Below are 23,245 nucleotides of genomic sequence, written 5' to 3'. Positions count from 1 at the left end.
CAGAGAATTCCTGATGATTTTCAGTCGTATCTGGTGTACGCCAAATAACACCATCAACACCTAGTAGTGATAAGCCACACCATGTGGGGTGATTGGCATCTGCATTCCACATTTTCTGACTTTGATGAAAAACCTCTTTAACGGCACCCGCACCAAGGCGCTGCCTTGCTTGCACAACCGCGCTTGGCGCAACGAGTTCTTTTTTTCCGGGTAATGCTAAGCCGAGTTTACTGACGATGCTCCATAGCGGGTCTTCACGGTAAAGCGACATACAAATAACCGTCCAAACCGCCATTTCCACAGGAAGTCTTCTACGTCTTATCGTAGCGACACCCGCAGTTTCAGCACATTGTTTTATGAGATCTGGGCATAAAAAATCACTTAGTTGACCTAAGCCTTTTGAATTTGGGGCATAGCCATTGGCAAGAGAAAGTGCTGTTGTTAATTGCAAAAGAAAAGGCTCCTGAATAAATTCAGAAGCCTTTATAAACTAACCAGTTGATCGGTCAATGGATCATTAAATATTTCTTAACTGATCGGCATTAAGCATAACGCTGGCTTTTCAGTAAACTAAGAGGTGATATTACTCAAACGGATTAACCAAAATAATAGTTTCATTTCTATCAGGACCTGTTGAAATAATATCAACCGGCACTCCAGTTACCTCTTCAATGCGCTTAATGTAAGCTAAAGCATTAGCAGGTAACTGCTCTTTAGAGGTAGCTCCAACCGTCGTTTCACTCCAACCTGGTAGCTCTTCATAAATCGGTGTCACATTTTCATAGCCTTCAGCAGCTGTCGGTGGCACTGTGATAATCTCACCTTCCGCTGTTTTATAGCCAGTACATATCTTTAATGTCTTAAGACCATCCAATACATCAAGCTTAGTTAAACAAAAACCAGAGATACTGTTAATTTGCACTGCACGATGCATTGCTACAGCATCAAACCAACCACAACGACGTTCGCGACCAGTAGTTGCGCCAAATTCATGACCAACTGTGCCCAAATGCTCGCCAACTTCATCTTTCAATTCGGTTGGGAATGGGCCTGAGCCTACTCGTGTAGTGTACGCTTTAGTGATACCTAACACGTAATCTAAGTTTAATGGACCAAAACCACTGCCTGTCGCAACACCGCCAACGGTAGTGTTAGATGAAGTGACATAAGGATAAGTACCATGATCAATGTCTAATAGCGTACCTTGTGCGCCCTCAAACATAATGGAGTCACCAGCTTTACGTGATTGATCGAGTAACTCAGCAATATCAGCTACCATGCCCTTGATGATTTCACCGACTTCTAATGCATCAGCTAACACTTGATCATAATCAACAGGATCAGCTTGGTAATAATTAGTTAAAACGAAATTATGATACTCCATGATCTCTTTTAACTTGGCGGCAAAGCTATTTTTACAGAATAAATCACCAACACGCAGACCACGACGAGCGACTTTATCTTCATATGCTGGACCGATACCACGGCCTGTCGTACCAATTGCTTTGCTGCCTCGCGCTTTTTCACGCGCAGCATCAAGCGCATTATGGTAAGGAAGAATTAATGGACAAGCATCACTGATAAGTAGGCGCTCTCGAACAGGTACGCCACGCTCTTCAAGCATTTTAATTTCGGTCATTAGCGCTTTAGGACAAAGCACAACACCATTACCAATTAAACACTTTACGTTATCGCGTAAAACCCCAGATGGGATCAGATGAAGAACAGTTTTTTCACCATTAATAACTAATGTATGACCAGCATTGTGACCGCCTTGATAGCGCACAACATATTTAGCTTTATCTGTTAAAAGGTCAACGACCTTCCCTTTACCTTCGTCACCCCATTGGGTGCCCAGAACTACGACGTTTTTACCCATGTTCACATTTTGGAAAAAAAATTAGGCGGGGATTCTACCAAAATTCGATATTGAGTCCAAGTAGTAAATGCTGCTTTTTAAAACGATTTAACGCTAAAGTCATTGGGAATTTAACCTCAGCTTGGCATAAGAGATATAGTTTTCCCTAACTTTCAATTGATTAGAGCGTGTTGATCTTTGATGTACATTTTTGCAGCAGTTCACTTGAAGTTTATACAAGACAGAGCCTATGTCATGTGGTTATTCCCCATAAATAGGCAATAACGAAGTAGAAATTTCAAATGTGCGCTGTCCTTCGGATTCGTTTAAACGTGATTTACGCTTTGTTGTAACTCATTTGTATAGAATAACTATACGGTATTCGCTACGCCTCGAATAAATCACGTTTAATTCGAACAAAATTTGTACCGCAAAGAGCAACACGCTCTAGGTTAGCCACCATAAGATGATTGCGCCAAGCAGCATGATTGTGATACCCACAGTACGAATAGTGCTTACCGGCTCTTGTGCCATTTTAGTCACATAGCGCTGCCATTTGTTTGGAAATAACGCAGGAAAGATGCCCTCCAAAATAAAGGCTAAAGCCATTGCCATAAATAAAGTATCAATAGTCATAAGGGCTACCTCAAGTATCGAACTATGTTAAATTAAAAAAGCCAAGGTACATACCTTGGCTTTTTACTATGCTAACGCAATGTTATTTATTCGGTGTACTGTTCTTCAAATAATTAAAGAAGTCACTGTCAGGCTTCACTAACATTATGTCACCCTTATTGTTGAAGCTTTTCTCATAGGCTTCAAGGCTACGATAAAAGCTATAAAACTCAGGGTCTTTAGTGTATGCATCTGCATAAATTTTAGATGCTAGTGCATCCCCCTCACCTCGAAGTTCTATTGCTTCTTTTTGAGCAGTAGCCAACATAACGGTAACTTTTGCATCAATCGTAGATTTAATGATTTCAGATTGCTCTTTACCTTTAGATCTATGCTCTTTAGCAACAGCTGTTCGTTCGGCACGCATTCGGTCGTAGATTGAATTACTGACCTCGGTAGGTAAATTGATCGCTTTAACTCGAACGTCAATCACCTCAATACCAAGATCTTCACGACTACTTTTAGCGCTTTCTAATGATTGCGCCATAATGTCGTCTCTATCACCAGAGACAATCTCTTTGATGGTACGAGAACCAAACTCGGTTCTTAAGCCGTTATTGATTTTCTGCTTCAATAACGCTTTAGCATTATCGATTGAGCCAGACGTTCTCAAGTAGTAGGTTGAAAAGTCGACAATACGCCACTTAGCGTATGAATCAACCATAAGGTCCTTCTTCTCTGAAGTAACAAAACGATCAGGTGCTTCATCTAACGTTTGTATTCTTGCGTCTATTTTCTTAACCGTTTCAATCAGTGGAAACTTGAAATGCAAACCGGGTTCTGCAATTAACATCTCACCCGTATCAGTTCGCTTAATTTTAGAAAATTGAAAAACGATCGCTCTTTGTCCTTCATATACCACGAAAACAGAAGAAACGGTTAACAATGCAAGCGCGGTTATCGTGATAATAATAAAATTCTTCATCGATTAATTTCTCCCGCTGGTAAAGCGCTCTGAACGATCAGAACGGCCTGATGTATTTCGGCTACCGTCATTACTTGAGTTGATCGGCTGCTGATTCATATTAGGTTGGCTCTGAGGTATAAAGCGTTGCGAATTTGAGTGTTGCTCCATGATTTTATCCAATGGGATATACATCATGTTATTTCCACCATCAACATCGACCATCACCTTGCTGGTATTGCTGTATACTTTTTCCATCGTCGATAAATATAAACGCTGACGAGTTACTTCCGGCGCCGCCTGATATTCAGGAAGGATCTTTTCAAAACGAGCTACTTCACCTTGAGCATCTAATACGATTTGTTCTTTATAGGCTAACGCTTCTTGTTCTAGACGCTTGACTCGGCCTCGTGCTCTTGGTTCTATTTCTTTGGCATAAGCTTCAGCTTCTCTTAAGTAACGTACCTCATCTTCCTGTGCGGCAATCGCATCATCAAATGCATCTTTAACTGCTTCTGGTGGGCGAGCATCCTTGAAGTTAACGTCAACAATCATAATACCAAGATTATAAGGCTCGATAATTTTTTCTAACTCAGTCCATACCGATTGTCTAACAACTTCACGACCACTGGTAAGGATATCATCCATTTTTGAGTGACCCACTACGTAACGTAATGCACTATCAAGTGCTTGACTCAAACTATCATCAGCATTGGTAACATTAAATACATAGTTGCGAGGATCAATAACGCGATATTGTATCTGCATTTCAACGCGGACAACGTTCTCATCTTGAGTCAGCATAAATCCAGATGCTGGCAAATCTCGAGTGGTTTGAACATCGACAGGAACGACTCGATCAACAAAAGTCCATTTCCAACGTAAGCCCGGCTCAACTAATTCGGCATATTCACCAAAACGTAAAACAATGCCTTTCTCTGCTTCTTTAACAGTGTAGAAGCCACTGAATGCATATACGAGCACAATGACGAAAAGAAGTAGGCTTAACCCCAAACTAGAAAAGCTTTTACCTGAGTTTCCTCCCGAAGGTTTACCCCCGAAGATCCCGCCCACTTTATTTCCTAAGTCTTTTAAAAGGTCATCTAAATCTGGTGGTCCCTGATTTTTACCACCTTTATTGTTATTCCAGGGGTCTTTATCGTTTTTCCCTGGTTCGTTCCAAGCCATACTGCTCTCCGCAATGTCAGTAAATAAAAAATAATGATTTTATTGGGCTGTAATATATCAGTCCATTAACGTTCAATAAAGCTTTCTATGGGGGCATTATCTTGCTTTATCAATCTATCCCATTCAGTTTTAGGTAACTTAATATCCACCAAGCAATTACCATTTTCATCATAATGCTCGTGATCAATACAGTTTAACCGATATAACATCCCCCTTAATTTGCCGTAATTTGGAGGGATCTTTAAACAATGTTTGACAATTTTTTTACCTAATCTTTCAGTCAAGGCTATAAATAGCTGCTCAATGCCAACGCCTTGTCTTGCCGATAACCAAACACGTATCGGTAATCCTTGCTCATCACGATCAATGCGTGGTTCGACATCATCTAGCTGGTCTATTTTGTTGCACACTAACAATTGAGGAACGTCACCTGCCTCAATTTCTTTCAACACTTCCTCTACCTGCTCGATATTTTCTCGTCGACGTTCATCGGCAATATCAATAACATGTAATAACAGATCAGCTTCACGCGTTTCAGTGAGAGTGGCTTTAAACGCTGCCACCAAATCATGTGGCAAGTGCCGAATAAAACCAACAGTGTCAGCTAATATTACTCTACCTACTTCGTCAACATCGATTCTTCGAAGCGTAGGATCGAGTGTCGCAAATAATTGATCGGCGGCATAAACTCCCGCTTCAGTAATTCGGTTGAATAAAGTCGATTTGCCGGCATTGGTGTAACCAACCAAGGACACGGTCGGTATTTCAGCCCTATTTCTTGCTCTTCGACCTTGCTGGCGCTGTTTTTCGACTTTTTCTAAGCGTTTACGTATGGCTGTCATACGTTCACGAAGTAAACGGCGATCAGTTTCTAGTTGCGTTTCCCCTGGACCACGCAAGCCAATACCACCTTTTTGACGTTCAAGGTGAGTCCAACCTCGAATTAAGCGTGTACTGATATGCTTTAATTGCGCTAACTCAACTTGAAGTTTACCTTCATGCGTTCGCGCTCTTTGGGCAAAAATATCGAGAATTAATGTGGTGCGGTCAACGACTCGGCACTTACATAATGCTTCCAGCTGTTTCTCCTGTGAGGGAGATAGGCTGTGATTAAATAAAACAACGTTGGCTTGATGAAGCTGAACCGCCTCAGCGATCTCTTCTGCCTTGCCACTACCGACAAAAAACTTACTATGAGGCTTGTCACGTTTTCCGGTGACAACACACAACGAAGAAACGCCAGCAGAAGCAACAAGCATTTCAAATTCTTGCAGGTCTTCTCGGGCGTTTTCATCAGGAAAGTCGATGTGAACAAGTATCGCTTGCTCACCAGCTTGATAACGATCAAACAAGTGAGCTACACCTTACAATACTATTAATTGGCATTAATCTTCCGGTTCTTGAACATTGCCAGTTGGAGTTGGTTGTGCAGTATTGACTGCGCGAGAGGGCACGACAGTAGAAATAGCATGCTTGTAAACCATCTGGCTCACGGTATTTTTTAGCAGAATAACAAATTGATCGAAAGACTCAACTTGCCCTTGTAGTTTTATACCATTTACTAAGTAGATTGCTACAGGAATGCGGTCACGACGTAACGCATTCAAAAATGGGTCTTGTAAAGATTGCCCCTTTGCCATTATTTGGCCCCTTTTGTTATTTTTAGTGAGTAATACATATGCTGTTTTATTTGCCAATTATAACTATTTTTATAATAAAACTAGCTGCTTAGTACCGTAAACATTGTTAATTATACATCAATGTTTAAAGTTTGCTTAATGCTGTCAAAATTTGTTGCAAATTATTTTCATTTTCCATGTCGATCCACTGTAATTTCGGCCAGTTTCTCAACCAAGTTAACTGACGTTTAGCCAGCTGCCGCGTGGCACAGATGCCTCTAAAAATCATTTCATCATGATCATAAAGCCCATCTAAATATTGCCACATTTGACGATAACCAACACAGCGAATCGACGGTAAGTCTTCATGCAAATCACCTCTCGCTTTAAGCTTTACCACCTCTTGCTCAAAATCATTAGCAATCATCTGTTCAAAACGTAATGCAATTCTATCATGTAAATCAAGTCGTTTTTTTGGTGAAATTGCAAATTGTAAGACATCACCCTCTAATTTATGGCCTTTAACCTGAGTTAACGCGGTAATGGTTTTACCAGTCTTGCGATATACTTCTAACGCTCGAGTAATACGTTGTGGATCATTTTCATGTATTCGTTGCCCAGCTTCAAGATCTACCGCAAGTAACTGTTGATGTAAATGTTGCCAACCAAACTGTTTTGCTTCTTTCTCTATCGCAGCCCTAATATCACTATCGGCTTCCGGTAGAGGAGATATACCGTCAATTAAACTTTTAAAATACATCATCGTGCCGCCTACCAAAATTGGAACTCGATTGGCCGCTCGTATTTTAGCAATCTCTGCTAAAGCGTCTTTACAAAACTCTGCTGCAGAGTAGCTCTCACTCGCATCTTTTATATCAATTAGACGGTGTGGATATTGTGCGAGCTCTTCTGGTGTTGGTTTTGCGGTGCCAATATCCATCTCTCGATAAACTAACGCCGAGTCAACACTGATAATATCACTTGGAATCGCATCAAAAAGCTGCATCGCCAATGCTGTTTTTCCTGACGCCGTTGGCCCCATAATACAGATCACTGGTGGTTGTTTACTTTGCTGCGTTGTCAACGACTCTACCGACATATGAGCTCTTCTACTTTATTTTTATAAGATGTGAGGTCAACCTCAACAGAATTCAAGCGCAATTGTCGTTTTTGTTCGTCTTTCGCCGATGAAATAAATCCTTGCCAGATATCTATTGCTTGTTGCTCAGAAATGACTGAACCAACAAGCAACTCAATCACTGTTTGTTGAAAGTGGCCGTCGAGCAAACTGCCTTGAGACTGCTTTATTTGGTCGAGCCTTTCACAAATCGTAACAAAGCTTTTGCTGACATCTTTCTCCCGGAGAATAGCTGGAAATTGTTTAATCTTTACCTCGTCCTTTCCAGTTGATTCGCAGACAATGCCCATATGTACAAAAGAAGCTTGATAATCACAAAATATTGTCATTTGGCTTGTCGATATACGCACTGAAACGGGTAATAATAGTGGTTGTGAGGTAAAGCCCTTTTGCCAATAACACTGTATTTTCTCTCGTAGCTCTTCCTTCATCAAGTATTGAGTCGATACTAATCGCAAAAGATTATCTTGTGAAAACAATACATAATGAGGGGCGACAAACGCTAGCCATTGGCAGGTTTCAACCACTATCTCTTGTTCACCTGCTGGCGGTTTAATTTCACCATAATTTACCGGTTCTGCCGTGGTCATTAGCTGTTGATAGGCCTGACTAGCATGTTCCATTGATTTGCGGCTTGGCGAATTGGTATAAGGTTTTGCTTGGTAATTTGGCTGAAAATTCGAAACTACTGGCTCATTAACATTTCTTAGCGGCGACACATATTCCTGTTGAACAGTTACATAATCTTGTTCAGGTGCTTGTTCACGTATTTGTTCATTTTCATCCCCTAATTGTTGCGATATGCTTCTTTGACAAACAGAAAAGATAAAATCATGAACATAACGACTTTGATGGAAACGAACTTCATGCTTAGCGGGATGAACGTTCACATCGACATCTCTGACATCCAAAGTTAAGAACAATACAAACGCAGGATAAGTATCAACAGGCAGTAAGTCACTATATGCTTGGCGAATCGCGTGATTGATTAGCTTATCTCTCATCATGCGACCATTAACGTAACTATAACAGAGATCATTTTGCTTGCGGTTAAAACAAGGCAATGCCAACCACCCTTTCAAATGCAATGATTCGTGTTGACAGTCGATATAAATAGCATTATCAATAAACCCTTGCCCACATATTTGGGCGACACGCTTTTGATATTGCTCTTGTGTCTTGGCAACCCGATATTGACGAATAATCTTGTGATTATGAGTAAGGGTAAATGAAACATCAAAACGAGCTAGCGCTACGCGTTTTACGACTTCCTCAATATGCGTAAATTCAGTTTTCTCTGTACGTAGAAACTTTCGCCTCGCTGGAGTGTTAAAAAATAAATCTAACACGTCAATGGTAGTACCATCACCATGAGCGGCCGGTTGCACGTCTACTTGCATATCCCGACCTTGTGCATTCGCTTGCCACGCAGTCTCTTGGTTAGCCGGCTTAGAAGTCAACGTTAATCGTGCTACAGAGCTGATACTTGCCAAGGCCTCGCCACGAAAGCCTAAACTGGCGATACCTTCTAAATCAGTTAAATTCTTGATTTTACTGGTCGCATGTCTACTCAGTGCAAGGGTAAGCTCTTCTTTGGCAATTCCTTGTCCGTTGTCAATAATGCGAATGCGTTTGGCACCGCCCTTTTCAATATCTATTTTTATCGAAGTGGCACCCGCATCAAGGCTATTTTCAATGAGTTCTTTAACGACGGACGCGGGACGCTCAACGACTTCCCCGGCAGCTATTTGGTTGGCAAGTCGAGCTGGTAAAATTTCAATGGTCATTATGAATTACAAATTTGCTCTGGGAATTTTTAACGTTTGACCAATACGGACAACATTGGAGGTAAGATTATTAATCGATTTTAATTCATTTACGGTTACTTTGTAACGTTGAGCGACAAGCGAGAGCGACTCGCCACGTGTTACTTTATGTTTTCGAGGCGTAATAGATGCGATTAATGTCCCTTGAGGTGGATTACTTTCAAAATAATCATTGATCGCTTTGTATATAGCATTAGCTAATTTCTGTTGATGATTCGGGTTTTTTAACCGTCGTTCTTCACCTGGGTTAGAAATAAAACCGGTCTCAATCAGTACCGAAGGGATATCGGCAGATTTTAATACGGCTAAACTTAAACGCTCTGGCTCTTTCTTATGAAGTTTCGTGACTTTCTTCATCTGCTTGATAACATGCTCAGCAAAATCGTAACTGCTCGCCATGGTATATTCTTTTTTCATATCAGCTAGGGTGATAGCTAAGTTTGTATCTTTAGTTTTCTTGATTGTTTCACCGGCTCCGCCGAGTAACTCAGACTCTTTTTGGCGATTGGCTATCCAACGAGTAAATTCAGAATCAGCACGTCGGGTAGATTGAACCAGTACAGAAGCCCCACTGGGCTGAGACGATGTAAATGCATCAGCGTGGATAGAAATCAATAAATCAGCACCATTTTCTCTTGCCATTTCAGATTTTCTATCATGATTAATATAATAATCGCCGGTTCGGATCATAACCGCTTTATAGCCTTGTCGACTATCGATTAATCGCGACAATTTTTTCGCAATCGCCAAGGTAATGTGTTTCTCATACGTGCCCGAAGCTCCAATTGAACCAGGGTCTTCACCGCCGTGCCCAGCAACTATCGCGACGATAATATCTCTTTTGTTATTGTCTTGGTTTGCTAGTGAACGTTGACTCACTCTATTTTTATCAAACAAATCAACCACCAATCGATCACCATATTGACCGGCTGGCGCTAACGGGAAAAGCGTTAGCTTATAATCCTCTGCAAGTTCGAGTACTAATCTTGTGCCAGTCGATGTTTTAGGCGTTGAGGTACGAATGCGTTTAATGCGTTTATCGTCTTTAGCTAGATTCTTAAGCTCGACAAGATTGGTCGTCGTTTTAAAATCGATGACTAAACGATTGGGGTTTTTCAATGTGAAGTAGGTATAGTCAGGTTGATTTTTCAAATCAAAAACAACGCGAGTATTTTCTGGCGCAGGCCAAACACGGATACCGTCAATCGTATTGGCAACCGAAAGCGCTGAAACCGATGCAAGCAAAAATACAAACGTTAATTTTTGTAAGAGATTCACTAATCTCATTGACTTCGCTACTCCTAATTCTAGGTTACAACAAGCTAATTAACTGCTTCCCTATCGATGAAAGCCCACTGAACCAAACGATTCTCTGTTCGCCATGATATGCTATATCAATAATGACATCTGGAGCCGCTAATAGTCCTTCACCTTTTTCAGGCCACTCGATAAAACAATTGCTTTGAGGGTTAAAGTAATCGCGAATGCCCATAAATTCAAGTTCTTCTGGGTCTGCTAGTCGATATAAATCAAAATGATATACCTGCCAACTTCCTAAATCATAAGGTTCAACTAAAGTATAAGTAGGACTTTTCACATTACCTAAATGTCCTAGGCCTTGAACAAAACCCCGAGTTAACGTAGTTTTACCGACCCCTAAATCACCATTTAGGTAGACTACAATACCATGATTTAGTTCATTTTTTACAATATCAGCAAGTTTCACACCCAACTCTACAGTTGCTTGCTCATTGACAAGATCAACTCGCTTTTTATCACTTACCTTTGTAACTGTTTCACTCATTTTTCATCACTTTCTGTTAATCAAACGAGGCAACCATTCAAACAAGTCACTGGCTAACATGCCGATAGACCCTTGCTGCTGAGCAATTTTATCTGCAGCAAGCCCATGCAAATAGACCGATAACCTAGTTGCCACTAATAACGAATGACATTGCATCATTAATGCTGCGATTATACCTGATAACACATCTCCCATGCCACCAGTCGCCATCCCTGAATTTCCGGTACTATTAACCCAAACCGTTTGCCCATCAGAAATTAAGCTCCCCGCACCTTTTAATACACAAATCCCGCCATAACGTTTAGCTATAGCTTTAACGGCAGCAAAACGGTCTGCCTCAATCGTTTCAACATCTGTCGCCAAAAGTCTCGCCGCTTCTTTAGGATGTGGTGTTAGCACCCAGTTTTCTCGATAACCACCGCATTGACTGAGCAAATTTAAGCCATCGGCATCGACAACCATTGGAACAGGTTGCTTTAACACTTCTGAGAATACGTGTTTGGCCCAATCATCTTGACCGAGGCCTGGTCCACATAATAGCGCTTTGGCTAGTTTGAGTTGTGCTGATAAAGCCGTTGCTAGTGTTAACATCAGCTCTGGTCGATTGTTAACAACGAAAGGTTGGCTCGTTTGATGACAATAAACCGATACCAATCCAGCTCCTGCCCTTAATGCCGCCTCGCTCGCTAGCCTTATTGCACCTGGCATTCCTTGATTACCACCACAGCAAATCAATAACCCCGACTCGCCTTTATGTGCCGCCGGTCTTCGATATGGATAGTCACAAGAAGAGAACGCTTGTTGCAAATTTATATCGGTTGGCACTATCTGTTGAAACGTTTGACCTACTCCTAAATCTGCAAGATAAATTTTTCCGCAAACATTACTTGATGTACCAGTATAAAGACCTTGTTTGGGTGCAATAAAAGTCACCGTTTCATTTGCTACTAGGGCATCCACGGCGCAATGCCCCGTTGAAACATTGACGCCAGTAGGCGTATCAACCGCAACTACGACAATGTTGTTTAGCGTATTAAGTTTTCGAGTTTCTTGAGCAATATCGACAGGAAGTTCGCCGTGAAAACCGATACCAAAAATACTGTCGATCACCATGAATTTATCGGTACGACTGAATTGGATATCGCTGATAATTTTATCAATATCATTGATAAAATTAACCTTTGTCTTATCCAAGCGCTCAAACACAGTTTTTGCATCGCCTTTAAGCTGCTTCTCATTTATGAATAGTCTAATGCTGACTTTGTAACCAGCCTGCAACGCCAATTTTGCAATCACCAAACCATCTCCGCCGTTATTCCCTTTGCCAACAAGAATAATTAAATGGTTGATTTCTTGATGAAATTTATGAATATGTTCAAAAACTGCATGACCTGCTTTTTCCATTAACTGGAGCAAAGTTAATTGATGCTGAGCTGCTACTCTAGCTTCATTTTCTAGGACCTGTGTCGCGCTATAAAGTTTTTGTGATAAACTGGTGCTATCTATCTTTTTATTCATAATGTTTCTCATGCCACATGGCCACTTCTACCTTTAACTATCAAGAATTAGCTGAAAAAATCAAGTTATGGGGCCAAGAGCTAGGTTTTGCCCAAGTAGGTATCGCTGATATTGATCTTGCAGAGCATGAAGAAAAATTAACACAATGGTTAAATAATCAATATCATGGCGACATGGACTATATGTCTCGCCATGGTTTGATGCGTGCTCGCCCAGCCGAATTGATGCCAGAGACCATAAGGGTCATATCGGTAAAAATGAACTACTTACCCAATCAAGCAAAATTTGCTGATACCCTGGCCAATAAAAATACCGCTTATATTAGTCGATATGCACTTGGTAGAGATTATCATAAATTAATGCGAAAACGACTAAAGCAACTGGGCGATAAAATTATCAACGAGTGTGCTAACGCAAACCTTCGACCTTTTGTCGATTCCGCACCGGTGTTAGAAAGACCGCTTGCTGAAAAGGCAGGTCTTGGATGGGTAGGAAAACATAGTTTGTTATTAAGTGAAGACTCCGGCTCTTGGTATTTTCTCGGCGAAATACTAATAGACCTTCCTCTGCCTTGCGATAAGCCCAAGACAAACCAATGTGGTTCTTGTGTGGCTTGTATTAAAATTTGTCCAACTAACGCCATCGTTGAACCTTACGTAGTTGACGCTAGAAAGTGCATTTCATATCTCACCATAGAGCATAAAGAAGCCATTCCTATTCAATACCGGCAGGCGATTGGAAATCGTATTTACGGTTGTGATGATTGCCAACTTATTTGCCCGTGGAATCAATATGCTCAATTAACAGTGGAGCAAGATTTTCAAGCGAGACATCAGCTCGATAAAACCGATTTATTAACTTTGTTTCATTGGTCTGAAAAAGAGTTTTTATCGAAAACGGAAGGCTCAGCGATTCGCCGCATAGGCCATCAACAATGGTTGCGTAATATTGCTATTGCCTTAGGTAATTGTGATTATCACCCAGACATCAGTAAAGCGCTACTTCATCGCAAACCAAGCGTTAATGATTTAGTGCAGGAACATATTGATTGGGCGTTAGCTCAGCAACAAGAAAAAGCGCAGCAACAAAATATAGATAATCACTCACCTAGCGCTAGACTCAATGGCCGCCTGATACGCTCGATCAGAAAAGGTCTACCTAGAGACGCTTAGTCAGAGTTAATAATGAAGAAAATTCTTTCAAATGCAACAAAACCTAAAAATAGCGTAACAGTTACTGGTTAGAATCAAGCTGCTCTTCTTTTTCTGGCTGATGGAATAATGCTTGCCACTGTTCAATCAAGCTTTTCACTTTTGCCTGACCTTCTTCACTTAAGTCTGCTGAGTCAAACGTGGCCTTCGCTTTATCTACATACTCAAGGTAACTGTCATCAAGCTCGCCTTTACTTTTCATGGTGATCATAATACTCAGTAAACAAGAGGCAAATTTTATTGATGTAGGCGCCAGATGTTGCGCTTGAATAATAGCTTCCAAGGCGGGTAAAAACCGCCCTTTTTTAACATGTCCTTCGGCCATTTCATGTAAATGTTTGGGGGTGTAGTGAATATCAGAGCGCTCTTGGGTTTCTTGTTCTATGTAGCGATTAACAACCTGACTGGTCAAGGTATCACCAACAATCTGATTTTTTATCGCTTGTAACAAGACGCCGGCTTCTTCTCGCATCCCTAACTCGTGAAAAACTTTTACTTTATCTAAATTGTCTTCAATCGATGGGCTCGGTTTTAATTTAACGTGAGTTTCTACGATACGTTTCGCTTTATCAGACATTTTTTGGGCATTGAGCAATCTTGCTTTGATAACATGAAGTTGCTGCTCAAGATTGTTTTCTCGCCCATAATCGAGCTCAAGCCTTTTAATATAGCGTTCTGTTTGTGAGATTAATCCCGCTGCATTTTCATCAGAAACGGTGCAAACAAGATCAATGGCAGAACGAATAACATTTAATAAAATATCTGGCGAGTCATGAATTGAATTTTTAGCGTGTTTAGCGATATTTTTGGTCGCTTTAAACTGGCCTTGGTGGTCATGGTTGAGTCGCGCTAGATCCCATGATTTTCGATTTCTCTCGATATTCCGAGGTGATAGCTCCGCCGCTTTTTTAATTTCTTCATAAGCTCTATCAAACTGCTCATGTTCAATATAATACTGCGCCAGCAGATCATGGGTCGCAAAGCGAGTATCGGGTTTCATTGCCAACGATTCTATTAACGACTGTATTTCGTCAATTCGACCTTGTTTGAGTAGTGACTTGGCATAACCAATATAAACCCAGCCATAACGATACTCATTGAGCAAATTTTTATAAAATACTTCGGCTTCACTAAATTCAAGTAATGAAAGCAAAGCATCACCTTTCATTCTCAATATATGAGGGCGGTATTTTATTAATGCTTTATTTTGCAAATGGCGTTCAGCGAAATATATCGCTTTAGAATACTCTCGATGATCCAAAGCGTAGTAAATATTAAAAAGTTGCTGTTTTACATGGAGGGCATGAGTTAGGCGCTCTTGAACTCGCTTAGGAATTAACGGTTTTGCCCAAAAATCATCTGGATCTAACTCTATAATCGAGTTTACTAGTGATTCGTCGGTCTCTGTACTTAAGAAGATCAGAACGGTAGTTCGAGTGACGTAACCTTTGACTTTCAGCTCTTCTAGAAGATGAAAACCGTCACGATCACTATTAACATTAAAAGAGCAAATAACGACGTCAAACTTAGTTTCATTACACAGTCGAAGCCCGTAATAAGCGTTTTGCGCACAACTGACTAGGCGAATCCCGATATCATAAAACGCTTTTTTTAGCACATCATGGACAAGTACGTTGTCATCAATCACCAAGACACGTAACTGTTCAAAATTCGTCAACCGATTCTTTACTTCTAAATCCATTAAACCTCAACTACCTATCAACTCTGATTATCCAGTTTACGTTGCAGGCAACGCTCATTCACTTTACTACGCTGGTCATTGGTAAATTCACGCCAGCCCGTTATTTCTTCAATCGTCCGGTAGCAACCCAGACAAATATCATTATTGTTCAAACAACAGTTACCGATACACGGGCTTTGAACTAGTTGAGTCTGCTTTATTTTTAACTCATTATCTTTCATTTAAATCGCTTCAACATATTCCGTCAACCTTTGTTGCTGTTCTTTTAGCACATTTAAGGCATCACCGATATCACGATAACTTTGTTGTTTCAGTAATAGCTCAATCTGTTGACTACTTTTTAATACATCTTGCGCAGCCATTATTTTGGCTATTTTTATTATAGCTGTTAAAACGTTAGCTGCCTCATCAAAGTGCTCACCATGACAAAGTTCAATGATTTTGTCGACCTGTTCATCAAGCTCCTGGCAATAATCTTCCGCCATTAATGCAGCCAACTCTGCCGAGCCTTGATTAAATGCATATTTTGCCAAATCAAAAACAGTATCGCTGGATTTGCTCTGTTCAATGGGTGCAGAACTGTCAATAACCACTTTTTTCGTTAGTTTTCGCTCACCAACCTGATGTCTCATTTGCTGGTGCTGCTCATTAAGCCAAGGTGAAAAGGTACGAATTATCGCAGGAAGATCTAAGATCTTAGGTAACTTCTCAATTTGCCATGATTGACGATAAGCTGATTGATTGTCTTGAAAATTAGCAAGCGAACTTTCAGAAAGCGCGTAAATTGTTCGCTTAATACGTTTTCCAACTTCCGGTTCAACCAAAGCGGTGTCGGCCAACTCTGAAATAGCGATGGTATAGCGCCCTGACTTCCATAACTTTTCACATAACCATTCGTTGGTTGCAATGTGTACTTGCAAGCCAAGCCATTCTAGCAAGCGAATCAACAACTGATGTGAAGCGGTATTTTCTACGGCAAGTAATACTTCCACCGGTGAAAAATCAAAATGATATTGCGCAAAAAATGTCGCGTCTAGCGCCATATTTACCTGTTCTTTGCCTTTAATAAATTGTTTGAGTTGTTGAGCGAAATTTTGGCTATAAAAATTTTCACGTGAGTGATAATACAAGCCAGTTTGCGCGAAATTTTGGCCAGAAAATGGTTGAATGGCGAGTAATTTAGGGCGCACTTTTTCAGGTAAGGTTTGTAAATGTTGATACACTTCTCCCATGTGGAGATCAAAAGCATCCTCATAAACAATGACCGCATCTATCGGTTGTTTAGATAGTATTTTTAACGATAATTGTTTGTGTAAGTATTGCAATGATCCTGTATGGAGGTAATGAGCTCCCGAACGTTTACAGACCCCTTTAAGCCAATCACACGCTTTTGCATCCTTAGAGAGCATGATTAATGTCGATTGCGATAAATCAACATCTTGATGTCCTGAGTTTACTATTTTCTCAATTGTAATTGGCATGCTAAAACTGAGTTGATAGCCTTGTTCAATATCTTTACATTGCAAGTCGTGACCATGAGTAATTTTGAGCAATCGCTTAAAGTAACTTAGCTGAGATTTATCAGCATGCTCAGCTGCTTCACTTGGACCTTCATGATCACCAATTAACGCTTCAAGCACAGCTGACTTTCGTAAATGCTCTTGACTGCTGACATCAAAACTAAATTTTAAAACTTGCTGCCCTGCGTCTTTATCAAGCAGACTGACATCAATAATTAACGTCGCGTGAAGTGGTTCGTTTAGTAATAAAAAACATACGTCGCTTAACGTTTGGTGGAATAAGCGGACATTAATTTTACAATCTTCTATTAATCGCCTATCCAAGCTGTAATAAACCTGATTGTGTTGTAACTTGGCATCAACTCTTATATTGTGCAGCAAGGACTTTAATTCTTCAAAAAAACTCACATCAACAAGCTTAACCTGTCGTTCAGTGTTCGCCAGCATCATCGCTAACTGTTGCTGTTGACTCCACTGATATGCCTTGACTAAATGCCGGTATAAGTGGCTAATTTGGCGTTCATTAACATTACGGTAATGGTGGCACTGCAACAACGTTCTGATTAACTTTTTACTCATCGCTTGTGAATATTCAAGCTGTATTAAGCGATCTTGTTGCGTATTTCGTTGTAACTCACTTAATTGTTGGCTAAAGTCGAGTTCTAATTCTGTTTGCCAACGACGTTCACTTAGCGTTCCTTGCCACTTCCCTTGATTAAACTCAACCGTTAAATAGAAAGTTCGTTGTTGTTTATTTTGAGTTTTTCCTTGTTGCGATACCCCTAGCTCACGTGCGGCTTTGGCTAATTCGATAATCTTTGTCACTTCACTGCGTTCAAACGCATGGTACCACGCTTGATTGACGGTTAAACCTAGTGATGTTTTGATATCTCTTATCATAGCGTCATCAGCAGCCGGATATTGCCAAATGGTAATATCGCTGTGTGAATGAGCAACAGATAAGACCTCGGCTAACGATTGCTTTAACGGCTCGATTTGAGATAACTGTGCTGCGAAGGTCTTTAATTTATTAAATGTCTGTTGGATAAACTGTTGTTCATAGCTGTTTACGTTGAATTCATGGTCATCGTTATCAAGTTGTTTTAAAAACGTCACGGTTTGTTGGCCGTTAACTTTAACATGTGCAACAATTCGATACGCAAACCACATTAGTAAACCCAACAGTAATAAGCTAATTGTCAGCAAACTCGCAGCGATCGAGTAAGGGCCAAATTTTTCTATTTTATTGACCAAGCGAGTTAACACACTGCCGTTAAATTCTGTGCTTTGTTTTAATTGTCCACGCCCAAGCAATACTAAGTAATCATCCAATACGGCGATATGCCGGGTTAACATCACTTTGATTTCATTAGCTAGGCGGATCTGGCTGCGCCATTTTGCAATCATCCGTTGTTGTTGCCATAACAAGTTATCGAGTTCGGCCACCGTCTCTTTAACATTGTCATTAAAGCGCTGATCATTTTTGGCAATAATCGGCCGCCATTGCTCAACCACCTTTTCCAGCGCATCAACATCTGATGAAAACTGTGCTAATGATGTGCGAATAGTCAATGAATTAAAGTGGGTGAAAGCTTGTGCAAACTGCTGAACACTATTAATCAATAAGCCTTGCTCTGAAATAGGATCCGTTTGAAATTGCTCAGCTAAAGCTTCATTGACTAGTGTCAACTGCAATAGGGCATTCTCTCTTAATTGTTCATTACGCTGATGATTCGCGCTTAGTTGTTCCGCCGTAGTTAATGCCGTGCTTATTTCACTTGTTAACTTTACTTGCTGTGCAAGGTTATCAAATGTCACCAAAAGCTTATGATAGCTTTGCAAATCTTGCAGATAGTTTGTGGCTTCGTCTGCGATAACTAGCTTTGATAGCAGCTGTTTTGCACGATAAACATCAGCTTGAACGGCTAAGGATTGCGTAAATTGGGGAACAAGCGCCTGCTCAACGTATCGTGTTTGTTGAAAGTGTTGAAATAAAAAAACACCCAATATCGCAATGATGAGTAGATTTAGGGTGATAAAAATCAACAATCGCTGAGAAACTTGCTGATACAGTGGCTTTAAACGTTCCATAACAAAACCGCGTTAATTGAATGATGGCTAAACCAATTGGTTTAGTCGAAACAAAAACAACAGTTTAGGGGATATCATCTAGTAAGCAAAGTGATAAATAAAGCACAACTACCGAAACGGTACTTCATTTTTGCTAACCTGCGTTAGCTAACGCGTTTTGGTAATCCACGCCCACGTCATATAACACTCAATGGGTTCTTCACCTGATTCATCAGTAATCACCACGTTAACAGCAAGCTCACCTTTATCTTGAGTCTTTATCAATTCTCTTTGCTGTGGTTCAAGAAACGCTACTGCCTTGAGGTTTCCTTGCATTCGCCTTTTGTAATTGATTGTCATTGATTTAAGTAGCGGCAATTGGCTATCAGGTACATGAATACCAAAAGCTATCCCTGTCGCTGATTCGGCAAGCAATGCTGCAGCGACAGCATGAACACCACCGATGTGGTTTTGTACTTTTTTACGGTTCGCTAAGGTTATTTCGACGCCATTATCATCTATGCGCTCTATTCGAATGCCTGTCGTATTGGCATATTTCACTTGCGAGCAAAATAATTTAGTTAATAACCATGGTTTAATGGATGATGGTAAACGATTTATTTTCGCTACCATTTTGCTTAAACGATTACTCATACCTTTCTCACTTTGGCGACATTCTCGTCATTGTTCACCAAAGTGGTCAGACCTGCAAGTTTTTTAAGGGGCAAGCTGAGTAAATCAGTTGACTATGAAGAAATATTTAGATGTTAAAAAAGTGCTGTTGATAAACTTTCAACTCAGCAATTGACTCTCTGATATCATCTAAAGCAAGGTGAACACCTTTCTTGACAACTTTATCTAGAACGCTAGGTTTCCAACGGCGAGCTAGCTCTTTAACCGTACTGACATCTAAATTGCGATAATGAAAGTAATCTTCAAATTCCGGCATGTATTTATTAATAAATCTCCGGTCCTGTCCAATGCTGTTGCCACACATTGGCGAGCAACCTTTAGGAACGTACTTAGCAAAAAACGCTAGAGATTCTTGGCTAGCTTGCTCCAAGGTGACTGAACTTTGTCTACATCGTTCAGTTAAACCTGATTTTCCATGGACATCGATACACCAAGGGTTCATGTTATCAAGCACTTCATCTGGCTGATGAATTGCAAAGACAGGTCCTTCTGCCAAAATATTTAACTGACTGTCGGTTACAATGCTTGCTATTTCGAGTATTACATCGTGCTCAGGCTCTAAGCCTGTCATTTCCAGATCTAGCCAAATTAAATGAGTCTCATTGCAAGACATAGACATCCCTCAGGTTAACGTTTTTATAAATGATAATTACACTTAACTGACAAATACCGACAAGTATTAGGTCAATCATTATTTTATCAGTATAATACGCCACTGTTTATAATGTTTAAAATACTTTGTCAGCAAATTAACGCTCAGTTTAACTAATGTGATGAAATATCTTCGTGGCTAAAGCAAAAAAATTAACCAAAGGTCAGCACCGACGCATTAAAGCGAATCAGGCGAAAAAACTTCGCAGTAGTGCTGATGATATCAAATGGAAAGATGAAGAGCTCGGTGATGTTCAACAGGGTACTGTCATCAGTCGTTTTGGTCAGCACGCAGATATCGAAGATAGCCAAGGAGGTATATATCGTTGCAATTTGCGCCGCAACATTTCCTCTTTAGTTTGTGGTGACAAAGTATTATGGCGAGAAGGTAAAGCCAACGAACAAGGCGTTTTTGGTGTTGTTGAAGCAGTTCACGAACGTGAATCAGTGCTATCAAGGCCAGATGTTTACGATGGCGTTAAACCGATAGCCGCAAACATTAGTCAAATTATTATAGTATCAAGTGTGCTGCCTGCATTTAATAGTGACATTATTGACCGTTATTTAGTAGCCGCTGAAGACACCAAAATCAAACCTATCATTGTGCTCAATAAAACCGATTTGTTAACCGATGAATTGAACAATGAAATTGAGCCTATGTTGAGTATTTATCGCGATATTGGCTACGAGGTTTTATATGTCAGCAGCCAAACCGAAGATGGCTTAACTGCGCTAAAACAAAAGTTAGATGGACAAACTAGCATATTTGTCGGTCAATCTGGTGTTGGTAAGTCAACACTAACGAACAGCTTAATGCCAGATTTAGGGATATTAACGCAACAGGTATCGGAAAATTCGGGCTTAGGACAACATACGACTACTGTCGCCCGCCTGTACCACTTTCCCGATGGCGGTGATTTAATAGATTCCCCAGGCATTAGAGAGTTCGGCTTATGGCATTTATCTCCAGAACAAGTTACTAACGGCTTTATAGAGTTTGCTCACTATATTGGTACTTGTAAATTTAGAGATTGCAAACATCAGTCGGATCCTGGATGTGCATTAGTAGGCGCAGCCAAGAACGGTGAAATTTATCCAGAAAGATTAGCCAGTTTTCAACGAATACTAGCCAGTCTTAATACAAATACATTAACATCTCGTTTTAATTAAAATAATAGCTAAAGGAACATTAAGTGTCGTTCGATAAAGTCAAAATTGCACTCCAATATATTATGCCAAAACATGCGCTTTCGCGCCTCGTTGGTAAATTTGCGGCTGCAGAATGTGGATGGTTAACCACCAAAGCAATTAAAGCATTTATTAAAGCCTATGATATTAATATGGCTGAAGCCAAATTAAAAAATGCTGAAGACTTTAACACCTTTAATGATTTTTTTACCCGAGAGCTTGCTGATGGCGTTCGCCCAATCGACGAAAATGAGTTAGCACTGTGTTATCCGGTAGATGGAAAAATTAGTCAGCTTGGCCAAATTACCGACGGAAAATTGATTCAAGCCAAAGGCTTTGATTACAGTTTACAAACGTTATTAGGTGGTGATGAAGCAACCGCTGCACCTTTTCAACAAGGATTATTTACCTGCATTTATCTAGCCCCTAAAGATTACCATCGTATTCATATGCCAATGGATGCAACCTTAAAAGAAATGATTTACGTTCCTGGTGATTTATTTTCAGTTAACCCGTTAACTGCCAACAATGTTCCAAATTTGTTTTCTCGCAATGAGCGCGTTGTGGTAATTTTTGATACTCAGCATGGCCCAATGTCAATGACCTTAGTCGGTGCTACAATTGTAGCGAGCATTGAAACCACATGGGCTGGCACCATTACGCCACCCGCTGGCAAAGATGTGTTTCGTTGGCAATATCCAACAGAAGGCGCGGGGGCGATAAACTTTAAAAAAGGCGATGAGATGGGCCGCTTTAAACTTGGCTCAACAGTCATCACGACGTTTGCTCCAAATATGGTCAAGTTTAATGAGCAAGCAAAGCCTGGAACCATTACACGTTTAGGTGAACACTACGCTGATATAACAGCACCAGCAAACTGAATGGCAAAACTAAAACGGTAAAACTATACCAATACATTAAGAGGGCGACATATGCTGATTATTGCACACCGAGGTTCAAGTGATCAGTATCCTGAAAATTCAGCATTAGCATTAAAAAAGGCTATTGCTGAACAGGCCGATGGTATCGAAATAGATATTCAATATCATCAGCCCAGCGAGCAATTTATAGTCTTTCACGATCATGGATTGAATCGTTTAACAGGATTAGCTGGCCGGTTAATTGACTACTCACTCGATGAAATCAAAGCCATGCCTCTGGGACTTGGACAAACGATTTTGACGTTAACTGATGTTTTCCCTCTAATAACGACAACATCACTTAAACTCAACATAGAGCTTAAAATTGTCACCAACTGTGCTAAGAGTTTATCCGAGCAGATATCTCACCTAGCGACGGCTTTAAAAAAAGCCATAGCGCAAGGCCAAATCAGTGAACAGCAATTATTGCTTTCTTCTTCAAACCACCATGCTGTTGCAATGTGCCAACAACTGATCCCGAATATTGATAGAGCCGCAATTATCGCCCACTGCCCTTTAGATTATGGCAAATTTGCAGAACCATTAGAAGTTGTTGCTATCGTACAAGCGATTGAGAATCTAACGCAAGAATTTGTCGACGATATTCATAACCGTAATTTAGAATGCTGGGTGTATACCGTAGACTTACCCGACAATATAAAGTATTGCCAACAGTTAGGAGTTGATGCGATCTTTACCAATACCCCTCAACGCAGTCGCTTAACCTTAGCAAATTGAAAACAAGTGAAAAAATCAGCAA

General features: G+C 40.5%; 21 protein-coding genes. 4 read left to right on the top strand and 17 right to left on the bottom strand.

Annotated features, from left to right (window positions below; translation table 11 throughout):
- The 12 genes from ACSLUH_RS05055 to ACSLUH_RS05000 all read right to left on the bottom strand — a co-directional run.
- Positions 1-451, bottom strand: a 451-nt coding sequence (locus ACSLUH_RS05055) for a transposase domain-containing protein (RefSeq protein WP_448565215.1), incomplete at its 3' end; no start/stop codon positions are given.
- A gap of 132 nt (positions 452-583) precedes the next feature.
- The gene (locus ACSLUH_RS05050; RefSeq protein ID WP_448565214.1) at positions 584-1,879 is read right to left on the bottom strand and encodes an adenylosuccinate synthase; all 1,296 of its coding nucleotides are present in this window, start codon (positions 1,877-1,879) and stop codon (positions 584-586) included.
- 426 nt (positions 1,880-2,305) lie between these two features.
- Positions 2,306-2,494, bottom strand: coding sequence for a DUF2065 domain-containing protein (locus tag ACSLUH_RS05045; RefSeq protein ID WP_448565213.1), 189 nt, complete (start codon positions 2,492-2,494; stop codon positions 2,306-2,308).
- 82 nt (positions 2,495-2,576) lie between these two features.
- On the bottom strand, positions 2,577-3,458 hold the full coding sequence (hflC, locus tag ACSLUH_RS05040) for a protease modulator HflC (protein WP_448565212.1): 882 nt from the start codon (positions 3,456-3,458) through the stop codon (positions 2,577-2,579).
- 3 nt (positions 3,459-3,461) lie between these two features.
- Complete coding sequence (hflK, locus tag ACSLUH_RS05035; RefSeq protein ID WP_448565211.1) at positions 3,462-4,625, bottom strand: FtsH protease activity modulator HflK; 1,164 nt, start codon at positions 4,623-4,625, stop codon at positions 3,462-3,464.
- A gap of 65 nt (positions 4,626-4,690) precedes the next feature.
- Complete coding sequence (gene hflX, locus ACSLUH_RS05030; RefSeq protein WP_448565210.1) at positions 4,691-5,977, bottom strand: ribosome rescue GTPase HflX; 1,287 nt, start codon at positions 5,975-5,977, stop codon at positions 4,691-4,693.
- 33 nt (positions 5,978-6,010) lie between these two features.
- Positions 6,011-6,265: an RNA chaperone Hfq gene (hfq, locus tag ACSLUH_RS05025; protein ID WP_448565209.1), complete on the bottom strand. Its 255-nt coding sequence runs from the start codon at positions 6,263-6,265 to the stop codon at positions 6,011-6,013.
- A gap of 124 nt (positions 6,266-6,389) precedes the next feature.
- Entirely contained in the window at positions 6,390-7,343 is a 954-nt protein-coding gene (gene miaA / locus ACSLUH_RS05020) for a tRNA (adenosine(37)-N6)-dimethylallyltransferase MiaA (RefSeq protein WP_448565208.1), read from the bottom strand.
- Positions 7,334-9,169 carry a DNA mismatch repair endonuclease MutL gene (gene mutL, locus ACSLUH_RS05015; RefSeq protein WP_448565207.1) on the bottom strand — a complete coding sequence of 612 codons (1,836 nt, stop codon included), beginning with the start codon at positions 9,167-9,169 and terminating at the stop codon, positions 7,334-7,336. The genes miaA and mutL overlap by 10 nt, the downstream gene beginning before the upstream one ends.
- 6 nt (positions 9,170-9,175) lie before the next feature.
- Positions 9,176-10,495, bottom strand: a complete 1,320-nt coding sequence (locus ACSLUH_RS05010) for an N-acetylmuramoyl-L-alanine amidase (RefSeq protein WP_448565206.1) — start codon at positions 10,493-10,495, stop codon at positions 9,176-9,178.
- A gap of 25 nt (positions 10,496-10,520) precedes the next feature.
- Positions 10,521-11,012 (bottom strand): tRNA (adenosine(37)-N6)-threonylcarbamoyltransferase complex ATPase subunit type 1 TsaE, encoded by a 492-nt coding sequence (gene tsaE, locus ACSLUH_RS05005; RefSeq protein ID WP_448565205.1) that lies wholly within the window; start codon positions 11,010-11,012, stop codon positions 10,521-10,523.
- Positions 11,013-11,018: 6 nt separating this feature from the next.
- Positions 11,019-12,530 carry an NAD(P)H-hydrate dehydratase gene (locus ACSLUH_RS05000; protein ID WP_448565204.1) on the bottom strand — a complete coding sequence of 504 codons (1,512 nt, stop codon included), beginning with the start codon at positions 12,528-12,530 and terminating at the stop codon, positions 11,019-11,021.
- A 17-nt stretch (positions 12,531-12,547) separates the two neighbouring features.
- On the opposite strand from ACSLUH_RS05000, the gene queG reads away from it, so the two are divergent.
- On the top strand, positions 12,548-13,702 hold the full coding sequence (gene queG, locus ACSLUH_RS04995) for a tRNA epoxyqueuosine(34) reductase QueG (RefSeq protein ID WP_448565203.1): 1,155 nt from the start codon (positions 12,548-12,550) through the stop codon (positions 13,700-13,702).
- A gap of 61 nt (positions 13,703-13,763) precedes the next feature.
- Here the strand turns inward: queG and ACSLUH_RS04990 are convergent, their stop codons facing one another.
- The 5 genes from ACSLUH_RS04990 to orn all read right to left on the bottom strand — a co-directional run bounded on the left by ACSLUH_RS04990 (position 13,764) and on the right by orn (position 20,339).
- Positions 13,764-15,443, bottom strand: coding sequence for a response regulator (locus ACSLUH_RS04990; protein WP_448565202.1), 1,680 nt, complete (start codon positions 15,441-15,443; stop codon positions 13,764-13,766).
- Between the two features lie 17 nt (positions 15,444-15,460).
- Entirely contained in the window at positions 15,461-15,664 is a 204-nt protein-coding gene (locus tag ACSLUH_RS04985) for a DUF1289 domain-containing protein (RefSeq protein WP_448565201.1), read from the bottom strand.
- Complete coding sequence (locus ACSLUH_RS04980) at positions 15,665-19,054, bottom strand: hypothetical protein (protein ID WP_448565200.1); 3,390 nt, start codon at positions 19,052-19,054, stop codon at positions 15,665-15,667.
- A 147-nt stretch (positions 19,055-19,201) separates the two neighbouring features.
- Entirely contained in the window at positions 19,202-19,687 is a 486-nt protein-coding gene (locus tag ACSLUH_RS04975) for a DUF4442 domain-containing protein (protein ID WP_448565199.1), read from the bottom strand.
- Between the two features lie 106 nt (positions 19,688-19,793).
- A complete protein-coding gene (gene orn / locus ACSLUH_RS04970; protein WP_448565198.1) occupies positions 19,794-20,339 on the bottom strand; it encodes an oligoribonuclease in 546 nt (181 codons plus the stop codon).
- Positions 20,340-20,512: 173 nt separating this feature from the next.
- On the opposite strand from orn, the gene rsgA reads away from it, so the two are divergent.
- The 3 genes from rsgA to ACSLUH_RS04955 are packed head-to-tail and all read left to right on the top strand — an operon-like array spanning position 20,513 to position 23,223.
- Complete coding sequence (gene rsgA, locus ACSLUH_RS04965; RefSeq protein ID WP_448565197.1) at positions 20,513-21,547, top strand: small ribosomal subunit biogenesis GTPase RsgA; 1,035 nt, start codon at positions 20,513-20,515, stop codon at positions 21,545-21,547.
- A 23-nt stretch (positions 21,548-21,570) separates the two neighbouring features.
- Positions 21,571-22,446: an archaetidylserine decarboxylase gene (gene asd, locus ACSLUH_RS04960; RefSeq protein ID WP_448565196.1), complete on the top strand. Its 876-nt coding sequence runs from the start codon at positions 21,571-21,573 to the stop codon at positions 22,444-22,446.
- A 51-nt stretch (positions 22,447-22,497) separates the two neighbouring features.
- Entirely contained in the window at positions 22,498-23,223 is a 726-nt protein-coding gene (locus ACSLUH_RS04955) for a glycerophosphodiester phosphodiesterase (protein ID WP_448565195.1), read from the top strand.
- Positions 23,224-23,245 lie beyond the last annotated feature (22 nt).

This window comes from Thalassotalea ganghwensis (genome assembly GCF_053485795.1).
Note: the sequence above shows the minus strand (reverse complement) of the source record. Positions and strands in the feature narration are given on the sequence as shown.